Genomic DNA, 12537 nt, shown 5'->3' on the forward strand with positions numbered 1-12537 from the left:
ATCTATTTAGGTTAGAATGAACCAATGAGAAAAAGTCGTCTAAGTCAGCACAAACAAAATAAACTCATTGAGCTATTTGTTGCAGGTGTTACTGCAAGGACAGCAGCAGAGTTAGTCAATGTAAACAAAACGACTGCCGCATATTACTTTCATCGTTTACGCCAACTCATCTATCAAAACAGCCTTCACTTAGAGATGTTTGAAGGTGAAATTGAAGCCGATGAAAGTTATTTTGGCGGTGCTCGCAAAGGCAAACGTGGTCGTGGTGCGGCAGGGAAAATTGCGGTATTCGGGCTTCTCAAGCGCAATGGCAAGGTTTATACCGTTGCGGTTCCAAATACGCAATCTGCCACCTTGTTACCCATTATTCGGGAGCAGGTAAAGCCTGATAGTATTGTTTACACCGATAATTATCGTAGTTATGACGTGCTTGATGTGAGTGAATTTAGTCATTTTCGTATCAATCACAGCACACATTTTGCTGAAAATCATAACCACATTAACGGAATTGAGAATTTTTGAAGCCAAGCAAAACGCCATTTACGCAAATTTAATGGTATCCCAAAAGCGCATTTTGAGCTTTATTTAAAGGAATGTGAATGGCGTTTTAATTACAGCAACATAAAAAGTCAAATTTCTATTTTAAAACAATTGGTTAAAGGGAGTTTAGTCTAGTTATCTAGGACAGCCCCAAATTTTTTAAAAATTTTCTTGAATATATTATTTGAAGTTGGTTCTTTTATATTCTCAATTTCTTTTAAAAATATACCTACTCGTCCATATTTCGTACGAAAAACAGGCATTCCATTATCAATAATATTATTAAAGAAATTACTTATAATTTCCTCATAATCTAGATAAGGATATCTATTGAGTAAGTTAGCCTTAAGATAACTAGTATATAATTCAGGATCATTATCTACCTTGATAACATAATCAACAGCACGATCTAAGCTATCAAAATCACTAATATCAATAAACGCCTCTGGGTTAAAATCTTTAGCTACTAATCTATTTCCCCAATAGATAGGTACTGTATTCACAATACAAGGTTCTATAATTTTCTCTGTGGTGTACCCACTTACCATACTATTCTCAAAGGCAATATTGAATTTATATCCTTTAATGAATTCTAATTTATCTTTTACTGGTTCTCCTACATTATTTTTATAACCGCCTCCTGAGGCGATTTCTTTATACTGATTGAGTAAATTCCAAAATCGATCTCGAATAGGATCGGCATACAGACTATTACTTACAACGATGCTACAAAATTTTCGTTGAATAAATGACTCTAAATGGGAATCTATATCAGCTTTACTTCTTTCTGCTGCTAGCATTCTAGCCTTTTGTAAATTAAATAAAGGCAATCTCAAATGGCGATTAGAGAACTCTAAGTAATGCTATGAAATAGCATAGTCACAAAAATTAAAATTAGGCACATCATTTTCACCACTACAATATAACTTAGTATAATTATTAAACTCGAAATGTTTATTACCAAAGCAAGAATAGATTAATAGATCAGGTTCGCCATTTTCAATAATTTCGATATCTCCTCTTCTAGTCAATATATCAGTGATAATATTATCATAACAATTAAACCCATTCCAAAAATCAACAAATCTTACTTTTATACTCATTTTCTTTCCTGTTATTTTCTATAACTATCCTGATTTAATAAGAACCATTCATATGTTTTCTTTATGCCTACCTCCAATGGCGTTTTATATTTCCAACCTAAATTAGATAAACAAGTGACATCTAATAATTTTCTAGGTGTACCATCAGGTTTACTTGTATCCCAAACAATATCGCCTTGATAACCTATGATTTTTGCGACTAGCTCTGTTAGATCCCTAATCGAGCAATCTTGCCCTGTTCCTACATTAATATGACTTAACATAGGGCTAGTATGATTTTGATATAAAGACTTATCCAAATTCATCACGAAAATACTCGCCTCAGCCATATCTTCAACATAAAGAAACTCCCGCATTGGCGTTCCCGTTCCCCAAGCCTCTACTATTGGTTTTTTCTGAATCTTAGCTTCATGAAAACGTCGAATCAATGCGGGTAAAACGTGGCTACTTTCTAGATGAAAATTATCATAAGGTCCGTATAAATTCGTTGGCATAACGCTACGATAATCTCTACCATATTGCCGGTTATAACTTTCACATAATTTTATTCCTGCAATTTTCGCAATGGCGTAAGGTTCATTCGTTGGCTCTAATCCACCTGTCAATAATTCATTTTCCTTAATCGGTTGATGAGCAAACTTAGGGTAAATACAGCTAGAACCTAAAAATAATAATTTCTGCACACCACATAAATGAGCAGAATGAATAACATTCGCTTCAATCATTAAATTCTCATAAATAAAATCTGCAGGAAAATTATTATTAGCCTGAATTCCTCCTACTTTAGCTGCTGCAAGATAAATTTCATCAATATAATTATCAGAAAAGAATTCTCTAACTTGAAGTTGATTTGTAAAATCAACTTCATTACGTGTACACGTAATGACGCTAATCTCGTTATTCTGCCTAAGGCTCCTATATATTGCGGAACCAACCATTCCATTATGACCAGCAACAAAAACCTTTTTCATCATTACCTCATTAAAGCTCTAAAGATACCGGACATTCAAAACCATTCTTACGCAAAAACGCCACTTTTCTTGCTATTTTCAAATCTTCTTCAACCATTTCTAAACACATTTCTTTGGCACTAATTTGCGGTTCCCAGCCAAGCAGTTCTTTAGCTTTCGTAGCATCCCCCAACAAAGTATCTACTTCTGTAGGTCTAAAATATCTCGCATCTATTTTAATAATGACATCCCCTACATTCACGGCAGGAGATAAGCTAGAATCAACGCCAGAAACAATACCAATTTCATTCACCCCTTCGCCTTCAAACCTTAAAGCAATTCCTAATGCTTGTGCAGCCCATAAAATAAATTCTCTAACACTATATTGTTTTCCTGTTGCGATAACAAAATCTCTAGGCTTATCTTGTTGTAACATCATCCATTGCATCCTAACATAATCTTTTGCGTGTCCCCAATCTCGCAATGAATCTAAATTTCCCATATATAAACAAGAATCTAATCCTTGAGAAATTGCTGCTAGACCTCTTGTAATCTTTCTTGTCACAAAAGTTTCGCCTCTTCTAGGTGATTCATGATTAAATAAAATTCCATTACAAGCATATATACCATATGCTTCTCGATAATTAACTGTAATCCAATAAGCATAAAGTTTTGCAACAGCATAAGGAGAGCGGGGATAAAAAGGCGTGGTTTCTTTTTGTGGTATTTCTTGAACCAAACCATATAATTCAGATGTACTTGCTTGATAAAAGCGAACTTTTTTCTCAAGCCCTAAAAAACGAATTGCTTCAAGCAACCGCAATGTCCCTATAGCATCAACATCTGCCGTATATTTTGGCGATTCAAAACTCACCGCAACGTGGCTCTGGGCCCCTAAATTATAAATCTCATCTGGACATATTTCGGCAATAAGTCGAGTTAAATTAGATGTATCCGTTAAATCGCCATAGTGAAGCTGTAAATTAATATTCTCAATGTGAGGATCCTGATAAATATGATCTATTCTTTGAGTATTAAAGGTTGATGACCGCCGTTTTATTCCATGTACTTCATATCCTTTTTCAAGCAAAAATTCTGCTAAATAACTACCATCTTGTCCCGTAATACCTGTAATTAATGCTTTCTTTTTCATAGAGCCTCATATAATAAAAAGTATATCCTAATTATACACTATTCTTATTCTCCAAAAAGAGGTAAAATAAGGAGAAATATAAGAATAATGCTTTATTGAAGAAATAATTAGAATGGATAGAATGGAACATTCAATCACTCAGATTCAGCCCGTCATTTTATGTGGTGGTGAAGGGAAAAGATTATGGCCCTTATCTACTATGGAAGTGCCTAAGCAATTTCTAGCATTACATAACCAATACAAAATACATATTTACGTTTAGAAAATTTAGCACAATCTTCATTAGGTAATGTACTGCCATCTCTCATAATAACAAGTGAAAAACACAGCCCTTTAATTCTCCCGCAATTAATGGAATTAGGGGATTTCATTAAAAATAATCAAGTTATTTTAGAACCTATAGGAAAAAATACCGCACCTGCTCTAACGCTAGCCGCACTCAATGCTAAAGCTAAAAATAATGATCCTATTCTAATTATCTGCCCAGCCGATCATTTAATTATAAATAATGAGAATTTTATACAAGCAGTTAATCAAGCAATTGACTTAGCAAAAGATGATCATATAGTCACTTTAGGCATTCGACCAACTAAGCCGGAAACAGCCTATGGCTATATTCAAGTGCATAAAAAAGCCTCTTCTTACTTTGATGTTCAACAATTCGTAGAAAAACCAAATATTGAACGAGCAAGACAATATTTATCTGCTGGTAACTATTTTTGGAACTCTGGAGTTTTCATTTTAAAAACATCAATCTGGTTGAAAGCAATTCGTCAATTTTGTCTCGGAATATATCATTTTGTTCGTGCTGCATATCAAAATAGAGTCGAGAAAAGCATAGAAAACATTACCTTTATTTATCCAAATCAAGCGGATTTTGAAAAATCTGAATCTCAATCTATCGATTATGCCGTCATAGAAAAATGTATTGAAGCTAATTTTTCTATGAAAATGATCGAATTAACATCTCAATGGGATGATCTCGGATTATTTGAATCAATTTGGAAAATTAGGGATAAAAATAGAGATGGGAATGTGTTAGAAGGGAATATCTTAGTAAAGAATTGTCATAATAACCTTGTTTTATCACAAAACACGAATATTCTTATAGAAAATATTGATGACCTAATTATAGTAGAAACATCAAACGGCATATTAATAAAAAGAATGAATGAGAATAATACAAAATAAACTGTGAAACAAAATTAGCTAAAATCCCCATCCTATTCCTAATTTATTAATAATAAGTTGTAGAAGATCGGCTTGCTCTTCTACATAACCATAATTCAAAATAAATTTTCTATTTCTACTCTTCCATCACTACCACTTTCAAATATTGAAAAATCTCTCGATAAGCTTTGGCTGGTTTTTCTTGGGCTTTTTCTTTTTGTGCAGCACGGATCAAATTGCGTAGATGCTGGCGATCCACAGCGGGGTAATCATTAACCACCGTATTTAAGAGAGCATCGTCTTTGCTGATAAGTTCATCGCGTAAATGTTCTAATTTGTGCAACAAGGCTTGTTGCTGGCTGTGTTTATTTTCAATTTTGTCTAAGGCTTCTTGGATTGGCTCGACATCAATTTGACGTAGTAATTTGCCTATATACTGTAATTGACGGCGTTTGGCTTCTTTTTGTAAACGTTGTGCCAATGTCACCGCATCGAGAATATTTTCTGCGAGAGGGATTTTCTCTAATTTTGCTGGCGTTAAATTGACTAATTTTTCGCCAAGTTGTTTCAGGGCTTCGGCATCGCGTTTAATTTCGCTTTTGCTGACCCAAATAATTTCTTCTTGTTCTTCCTCTTCCCAGTCAAATTGTTCTTTTCTGCGTTTTGCCATTATTTTTGTCCTAAATCACCATTGAAAGCCTGTAGTTTAGCACAATTTTTGCTGAATTAGCGAGATGAGGAAAAATGGGATAAAATACCGCAAATTTTGATAAGAGGTTAAAAAAATGCAACAAAATCCGACCGCACTTTTAACACAGCAAGAACAAGAATTACGTGAAGCGGTGAGCTATGCCATTGATATTGCAACAAAAGCGGGGGCAAGTGCCGAAGTTGCCGTAACAAAAGTGAATGGGCTTTCTGTTTCTACCCGTTTGCAAGAAATTGAAAATGTGGAATTTAATAATGACGGAGCATTGGGCATTTCCGTTTATTTGGGGCAGCAGAAAGGTAATGCGTCCACCTCTGATCTTCGCCCTGAAGCGATTAAAAATGCTGTCGATGCTGCCTTAACGATTGCAAAATATACTTCACCTGATGATTGTACGGGGCTAGCTGATCGCGAGTTAATGGCGTTTGATGCGCCCGATCTTTCGTTGTATCACCCCGCTGAGATTGACGTGGATCAAGCTGCCGCACTGGCATTGAAAGCAGAAAAAAGTGCGTTAGATTATGATCAACGCATTGTGAATAGCGAGGGGACAGCGTTTAATTCGCACATCGGCGTGCGAGTGTATGGCAATAGTTATGGAATGTTACAGAGCTATTTGTCTAGCCGTTATTCTCTTTCTTGCTCAATGATCGCGGGAGAGGATAATCAGCTTGAACGCGATTATGAATATACCATTTCCCGCTATCCTGATCAGTTATCCACGCCTGAATGGGTGGGGGAAAATGCGGCGAAGAAAGCCTTATCGCGTTTAAATCCGCAAAAAATTGCCACACAAGAAGTCCCCGTAGTGTTTCTCAATGATGTGGCAACGGGATTGATTAGCCATTTAGCCGCGGCGATCAGCGGTGGCAGTTTGTATCGCAAAGCCAGTTTTTTATTGGATTCTTTGGGGCATAAGATTTTGCCTGATTGGTTTCATATTAGCGAACGCCCACATCTTATCGGCAAGCTCGCCTCTTCCCCCTTTGATAGTGAGGGTGTGCGAACAAGGGATATGGAAATCATCGAACAGGGGATTTTGCAAACCTACCTTTTAACCAGTTATAGCGGAAAGAAATTGGGAATGCCAAGCACGGGACACGCGGGCGGGATTCATAATTGGCTAGTTAAGCCAAATTTACAAGGCGGATTGACCGCACTTTTAGAAAAAATGGGAACGGGCTTACTCGTTACTGATCTAATGGGGCAAGGCGTGAATTTAGTTACGGGGGATTATTCTCGTGGTGCTTCGGGCTTTTGGGTGGAAAACGGGAAAATTCAGTATCCCGTGGCGGAAATTACCATTGCAGGGCAATTACCCGAAATGTTCCAACAAATTGTTGCGGTGGCTGATGATGTGGAGCATCGTTCTAATATTCAAACGGGATCGATTTTACTGGAACGAATGAAAGTATCGGGAAATTAATTTTTACAAATGAGAATAATTCTTATTGACATTTATTTTTGATTTGCTAGAATGAACGCGTTTGTTAAGTATTACAGAAATGAATCTTCATTTTGAGATGCTCCAAACAAGTAGAGTAGAAAGTAAATTCGTTAGGGTATTTAAAAAGCTGAGACTTAAATCTCAGCTTTTTTTTGTTACAATCTTGCCGTTTTAAACGAAAATCACACCGCACTTTGTAACGTGTGGCGAAAGGTAAATTAATGATGAAAAAACATTATGTTGATGTGCTTATTTCAGAGCAAGAAGTACGTTCAAGAATTCTTGAATTGGGGAACGAAATCACGGGCTATTACCAACAGCAAAACGTAGAAAAACTCATTGTGGTTGGGCTGTTGCGTGGTTCATTTATGTTTATGGCGGATCTTGTGCGTGCGATTAATTTGCCTGTGGAAGTGGAATTTATGACCACTGCAAGCTATGGCAGCGGAATGACGACAAATCACGATGTGAAGATCAGCAAAGATCTTGACGGCGATATTAAAAACGAACAGGTGTTGATCATAGAAGACATTATTGATACGGGATACACCTTGCAGAAAGTGCGTGAAATCCTCAAATTACGCGATCCTGCATCATTAAGGATCTGTACATTATTAGATAAGCCTTCTCGCCGTGAAGTTGAAGTTCCCGTTGATTGGGTTGGTTTTACGATTCCGGACGAATTTGTAGTAGGCTACGGCATTGATTACGCTCAACGTTATCGAAATTTAAGCTATATTGGTAAAGTCATCCTACAAGAATAGTGCTAAACCAGCTTGTGTTCACCTCACAAGCTGGTTTTACATATCCGTATTTTTATGACCAAGTAGCTTCTCTAGACCAATTTCACAACTTTTAGCCTGTAATTCTTCCCCCATTTCCAAAATCTCTTTTTTGCCTTGCTCAAATTTATTCCTAATTACTCCTAACTGCATATGAGTACTTGGCTGCTTTTCTGCTTCAGTAATAAGATCCTCAATTTCTTGAAAAAATTTTACACATTGTTGTATAGGAGAATGAAAGTGTCCTGATTGCTGTATAGCAAAAAGAGGTTCCCCCAAAAAAAACGACATAATTCCTATTGTTCCAATTAAAAAACGTTTCATATTCAAACGACCTAATTTAACCCAAACATATAAATGCAAATAATGGCAAAATTTTATCTTAAAATCTAGTTCTCAATATTTTTCATTCCAAGAACACATATAAAAATGTTTACTTATCAAAACCAAAGAAAACCATAATTTGATTATGATCAAAAAATAATACAGTAATCCTCTACTCCCATTTTTGATATAAATCTAAAAATGTGATCCATCTTGCATTATTCACTATTTTTTATCCTCACTTTTAGTAGTAGAATACATAGCGACCTTGAGTTATCTATAATAATTCGCTAACTAAGCAAAAACCGATGAAGATAATTCAATTTCAGTAATAACTTAAAGGAATACCTTTAAGAAAATTGGGGGATGATTACTTAGTAATCATTAATAAAAAACTTGTAGCATTTACAAGGAGTCGAGATGTTAGACGTTGTTGAACTCTCTAGATTGCAGTTTGCATTAACTGCACTCTATCACTTTTTGTTTGTGCCATTGACTTTAGGGCTATCCTTTATCCTTGTGATTATGGAAACCCTTTATGTGGCAACAGGCAAAGAAATTTATAAAGATATGACAAAATTTTGGGGGAAGTTATTCGGTATTAACTTTGCTCTAGGGGTAACGACTGGGATTACAATGGAATTCCAGTTTGGGACAAACTGGTCGTATTATTCACACTATGTGGGTGACATTTTCGGTGCCCCATTAGCGATTGAAGCCTTATTAGCATTCTTCCTAGAATCAACATTTGTTGGATTGTTCTTCTTTGGTTGGGATCGTTTATCAAAAGGAAAACATTTACTTACAACTTATTGCGTAGCATTTGGTTCAAATCTCTCTGCAATGTGGATTTTAGTAGCCAACGGTTGGATGCAAGCACCAGTGGGATCAGAGTTTAACTTTGAAACAATGCGAATGGAAATGACTAGCTTTATGGATCTTTGGTTAAATCCTGTGGCTCAAAGTAAATTTTTACATACCCTATCCGCTGGTTATGTTTCAGGAGCATTCTTTGTCTTAGCCATTAGTGCTTATTATATTTTGAAAGGTCGTGATATTGGCTTTGCTAAACGCTCTTTCTCTGTCGCTTCCGTATTCGGTATTATCGCTGTAGTTTCTGTGCTAATTATGGGAGATGAATCTGGTTATGAAATCGGTCAAAAACAACCAATGAAATTAGCGGCAATGGAAGGTGAATGGCATACTGAACCTGCACCAGCTAACTGGAATATGATTGTTGTGCCAAATCAAGCAGAAAGACATAATGATTTTGCCTTACAAATTCCTTACGCTGCAGGGATTATCGTAACCCGCTCATTGGATAAAACCTTTGCAGGGATCAACGATATTTTAGTGGTGAATGAACAACGTGTTCGTCAAGGTATGGTGGCTTATGGTTTGCTTGAGCAATTAAGAGCAGAGAAAAAAGCAGGTCAAGTCAATGAAGAAACCAAAGCACAATTTGATGCAGTGCGTGGTGATCTTGGTTATGGCTTACTATTAAAACGCTATACAGACAAAGTCGTTGATGCAACAGAATCACAAATTAAACAAGCAGTAGCCGATACAGTACCTAATGTCGGACCCACTTTCTGGTCATTCCGTATAATGATGGCTGCTGGCGGTTTAATCTTAATTTTAATGCTTGCTGCAGTAATTCAAAATGCACGTAAAACTGTAGGACGTAGTCGATTATTATTAAAAGCCTTATTATGGGGGCTTCCACTACCTTGGTTTGCAATTGAAAGTGGCTGGTTCTTAGCCGAATACGGCCGACAACCTTGGGCGATTTACGATACATTACCAGTTGGCGTAGCCGCATCAAATTTAACCACAGGAGATCTTTGGTTCTCTATTGGTTTAATCTGCACTCTTTATACCATTTTCTTAATAGTAGAAATGTATTTAATGTTTAAATATGGTCGTCTTGGTCCAAGTGCATTAAAAACAGGCCGTTACTATTTTGAACAATCATCTAAATAATCAGGAGCCTAACTATGATTGATTACGAATTTCTACGTTTTATTTGGTGGGTTCTCGTTGGTGTATTACTAATTGGCTTTGTAGTAACCGATGGATTTGATATGGGAGTTTTGACACTTTTACCATTTGCTGGGAAAAAAGAAGTGGAAAAACGCATTATGATTAACTCCATTGCTCCTCATTGGGATGGAAACCAAGTATGGTTACTCACTGCTGGAGGAGCAATGTTTGCCGCTTGGCCATCAGTATATGCCACTTCTTTTTCTGGCTTTTATATTGCAATGATCCTTGTTTTAGGTGCACTATTTTTCCGTCCAGTAGGTTTAGAATACCGTGCTAAAATTGATAACCCTACATGGCGTAAAGCTTGGGATTGGGGCTTATTTATTGGCGGATTTGTGCCATCAGTCGTATTCGGCGTGGCTTTTGGTAACTTATTACAAGGTGTACCATTCTATTTCAATGATATGCACCAAATTTTCTATACTGGCTCATTCTTTGAATTACTTAATCCATTTGCTTTACTTTGTGGATTAATCAGCTTATCAATGTTAGTGACACAAGGTGGTGCGTGGTTGCAATTAAAAACCACTTCCGAATTGCGTGAGCGTGCTCGTGTGATTACCCAAGTGGGTGCAATGGCAACTTTAATCACCTTCGTGTTGGCGGGCATTTGGCTTTATTTCAAAGATGGCTATGTAGTAACCAGCGTGGTTGATCACAATGCACCATCATCACCACTCAATAAACAAGTGGCGATTGAAGCAGGCGCTTGGTTCAAAAATTATTTTGATGCCCCAGTGTTATTCCTCTTCCCAGCTTTAGCCGTTGGCGGTGCGTTATTGAATGTGCTTGCTTCTAAAGCAAATCGCTGTGGTTTTGCCTTCTTATTTTCTTCATTGACAATGGCTGGCGTGATTTTAACTTGCGGTATCGCAATGTTCCCATTTGTAATGCCGTCAAGCTCTCACCCTGATATGAGCCTCTTAATGTGGGATTCAACATCCAGTAAATTAACTCTCACATTAATGTTAGGCCTTGCCTTAGTGTTTGTAGTAATTTTACTGTCTTACACCATTTGGTCATATATCAAAATGTTTGGTCGCTTAGATAGCGATTACATTGAAGAAAATAAAAACTCATTATACTAAGGAGCAACATTATGTTTTATGTTTTATGGGTAGTGGGCGTTTTATTTGCCATTATGCTAAGTGTGGTGGTTACCATCAGTATTGAAAAGACTGGCAAATTTGATGAGTAAAGAATGATCCATCAAGCGTATTCTTTTGTTAATAAGGGCTCGTGGCGAGCCCTTTCATTCATTTTAGCGATTGGCTTAACCCTTTGCTTTTTCTTTAATGTGAATGAGTTTGCCACCGCATTAAGAAGTGCTTCGCCTTACTGGGTAATATTAATTTTGTGGGCAACCGTTATTTTATGGATTCACGGCATAGGCTTTGAAATCAAAGCGACAATTTGGCAATGTCTTTTTTTTCCTTATCTTGGTTATGCCGTCGCCCTTATCACGTTTGGGCAAAATCTTCTTCATTAAAACAAATTCACCAAAACGAAAGTGCGGTCAATTTTTGCAAGGTTTTTTCGCAATGAGAAAGCCATCGTATAAAACAAAATTGCCTCTCGTAGATTGGACAATACCACCGCAGTGGGGATTGGGCGATTATTTTGCATAGACGAGTAAATATCATACCCTTTCTACGGCGTATCAATCGCCATTGGCAATTTCTACCCAAGAACGGTTTTCTACAACATCATTGACGAAGCGATAAAATCCTTTTCTTTTATGACCGCACTTTATTGCTTGCTAATCCACCACAAGCACTCTACAATACGCCAATTTTCAACCCTAAAAATCGTCGTTAAAATTCACGATAACGCGGAGTTATGTTGAAATCTAACGGCAATAATATTGAGCCATAATGCAAGACAATTTAATGCCCATTCGAGTGTATTATGAAGATACTGATGCAGGCGGTGTGGTGTATCACGCACGCTATTTGCATTTTTTTGAACGTGCAAGAACAGAATATTTACGACAACTCGGCTTTTCGCAACAGCATTTGCTGAATGAACGGAATTACGCCTTTGTTGTCAAAACAATGCAAATTGATTATCGTCTTGCTGCCAAGCTAGATGATTTATTAATGGTGGAAACGAAAGTCAGTGGCATCAAAGGGGCAACGATTTTGTTTTCACAACAAATCAAACGAGATAACGTAGTGATTTGCACGGCTGAAGTGAAAGTGGCTTGTGTGGATCTCAGCAAAATGAAACCCGCGGCAATCCCTGAGGAAACCAAAGCCGCATTTAAGGCATAAATTTATTTTCTTTAGTTTTCAAAATGATAGGGGATTTGCT

16 protein-coding genes and 1 pseudogene are annotated in these 12537 nt (G+C 36.9%); 10 read left to right on the forward strand and 7 right to left on the reverse strand.

The annotated features are described in order from the left end of the window. Positions 1–24: 24 nt before the first annotated feature. A pseudogene (locus DXZ23_RS01065) lies at positions 25–675 on the forward strand (IS1595-like element ISHpa1 family transposase). Here the strand turns inward: DXZ23_RS01065 and DXZ23_RS01070 are convergent. The 4 genes from DXZ23_RS01070 to gmd all read right to left on the reverse strand — a co-directional run bounded on the left by DXZ23_RS01070 (position 672) and on the right by gmd (position 3746). Next, positions 672–1340 carry a glycosyltransferase family 10 domain-containing protein gene (locus DXZ23_RS01070; protein ID WP_021723795.1) on the reverse strand — a complete coding sequence of 223 codons (669 nt, stop codon included), beginning with the start codon at positions 1338–1340 and terminating at the stop codon, positions 672–674. The pseudogene DXZ23_RS01065 and the gene DXZ23_RS01070 sit on opposite strands and share 4 nt — an antisense overlap. Positions 1341–1403: 63 nt before the next feature. Then, positions 1404–1643, reverse strand: a complete 240-nt coding sequence (locus DXZ23_RS01075) for a hypothetical protein (RefSeq protein WP_017806931.1) — start codon at positions 1641–1643, stop codon at positions 1404–1406. Between the two features lie 11 nt (positions 1644–1654). Next, complete coding sequence (gene fcl / locus DXZ23_RS01080; protein ID WP_021723796.1) at positions 1655–2617, reverse strand: GDP-L-fucose synthase; 963 nt, start codon at positions 2615–2617, stop codon at positions 1655–1657. A gap of 7 nt (positions 2618–2624) precedes the next feature. Further along, positions 2625–3746 (reverse strand): GDP-mannose 4,6-dehydratase, encoded by a 1122-nt coding sequence (gmd, locus tag DXZ23_RS01085; protein ID WP_017806933.1) that lies wholly within the window; start codon positions 3744–3746, stop codon positions 2625–2627. Positions 3747–3867: 121 nt separating this feature from the next. Here gmd and DXZ23_RS16095 point away from each other — a divergent pair, with 121 nt between their 5' ends. Then, positions 3868–4008, forward strand: a complete 141-nt coding sequence (locus DXZ23_RS16095) for a sugar phosphate nucleotidyltransferase (protein ID WP_370444987.1) — start codon at positions 3868–3870, stop codon at positions 4006–4008. A gap of 47 nt (positions 4009–4055) precedes the next feature. Further along, entirely contained in the window at positions 4056–4937 is an 882-nt protein-coding gene (locus DXZ23_RS01095; RefSeq protein WP_256593700.1) for a mannose-1-phosphate guanylyltransferase, read from the forward strand. Positions 4938–5052: 115 nt separating this feature from the next. On the opposite strand, the gene yjgA is transcribed toward DXZ23_RS01095, so the two are convergent. Beyond that, positions 5053–5586: a ribosome biogenesis factor YjgA gene (yjgA, locus tag DXZ23_RS01100; protein WP_017806935.1), complete on the reverse strand. Its 534-nt coding sequence runs from the start codon at positions 5584–5586 to the stop codon at positions 5053–5055. Between the two features lie 115 nt (positions 5587–5701). On the opposite strand from yjgA, the gene pmbA reads away from it, so the two are divergent. Both pmbA and hpt read left to right on the forward strand, forming a co-directional pair. After that, the gene (pmbA, locus tag DXZ23_RS01105; RefSeq protein WP_017806936.1) at positions 5702–7051 is read left to right on the forward strand and encodes a metalloprotease PmbA; all 1350 of its coding nucleotides are present in this window, start codon (positions 5702–5704) and stop codon (positions 7049–7051) included. Between the two features lie 245 nt (positions 7052–7296). After that, positions 7297–7836, forward strand: a complete 540-nt coding sequence (gene hpt, locus DXZ23_RS01110) for a hypoxanthine phosphoribosyltransferase (RefSeq protein ID WP_026138585.1) — start codon at positions 7297–7299, stop codon at positions 7834–7836. Between the two features lie 36 nt (positions 7837–7872). On the opposite strand, the gene DXZ23_RS01115 is transcribed toward hpt, so the two are convergent. Then, positions 7873–8178 (reverse strand): DUF5339 domain-containing protein, encoded by a 306-nt coding sequence (locus DXZ23_RS01115; RefSeq protein WP_026138586.1) that lies wholly within the window; start codon positions 8176–8178, stop codon positions 7873–7875. Positions 8179–8598: 420 nt separating this feature from the next. On the opposite strand from DXZ23_RS01115, the gene DXZ23_RS01120 reads away from it, so the two are divergent. From DXZ23_RS01120 to ybgE, 4 genes are read left to right on the forward strand one after another with little or no spacing between them, the layout of a single operon-like run. Beyond that, the gene (locus tag DXZ23_RS01120; protein ID WP_017806939.1) at positions 8599–10161 is read left to right on the forward strand and encodes a cytochrome ubiquinol oxidase subunit I; all 1563 of its coding nucleotides are present in this window, start codon (positions 8599–8601) and stop codon (positions 10159–10161) included. Between the two features lie 14 nt (positions 10162–10175). Next, positions 10176–11312: a cytochrome d ubiquinol oxidase subunit II gene (gene cydB / locus DXZ23_RS01125; RefSeq protein WP_017806940.1), complete on the forward strand. Its 1137-nt coding sequence runs from the start codon at positions 10176–10178 to the stop codon at positions 11310–11312. Between the two features lie 11 nt (positions 11313–11323). Beyond that, positions 11324–11422, forward strand: a complete 99-nt coding sequence (locus tag DXZ23_RS01130; RefSeq protein WP_017806941.1) for a cytochrome bd oxidase small subunit, CydX/CbdX family — start codon at positions 11324–11326, stop codon at positions 11420–11422. 3 nt (positions 11423–11425) lie between these two features. Next, entirely contained in the window at positions 11426–11713 is a 288-nt protein-coding gene (ybgE, locus tag DXZ23_RS01135) for a cyd operon protein YbgE (RefSeq protein WP_017806942.1), read from the forward strand. On the opposite strand, the gene DXZ23_RS15310 is transcribed toward ybgE, so the two are convergent. Then, the gene (locus DXZ23_RS15310) at positions 11710–11850 is read right to left on the reverse strand and encodes a hypothetical protein (RefSeq protein ID WP_017806943.1); all 141 of its coding nucleotides are present in this window, start codon (positions 11848–11850) and stop codon (positions 11710–11712) included. The genes ybgE and DXZ23_RS15310 overlap by 4 nt on opposite strands. A gap of 248 nt (positions 11851–12098) precedes the next feature. Between DXZ23_RS15310 and ybgC the strand changes: the two genes are divergently transcribed. Beyond that, positions 12099–12497, forward strand: a complete 399-nt coding sequence (gene ybgC, locus DXZ23_RS01140; RefSeq protein WP_017806944.1) for a tol-pal system-associated acyl-CoA thioesterase — start codon at positions 12099–12101, stop codon at positions 12495–12497. Positions 12498–12537 lie beyond the last annotated feature (40 nt).

The sequence above is a fragment of the Avibacterium paragallinarum genome (genome assembly GCF_900450705.1).
GTDB lineage: Bacteria > Pseudomonadota > Gammaproteobacteria > Enterobacterales > Pasteurellaceae > Avibacterium > Avibacterium paragallinarum.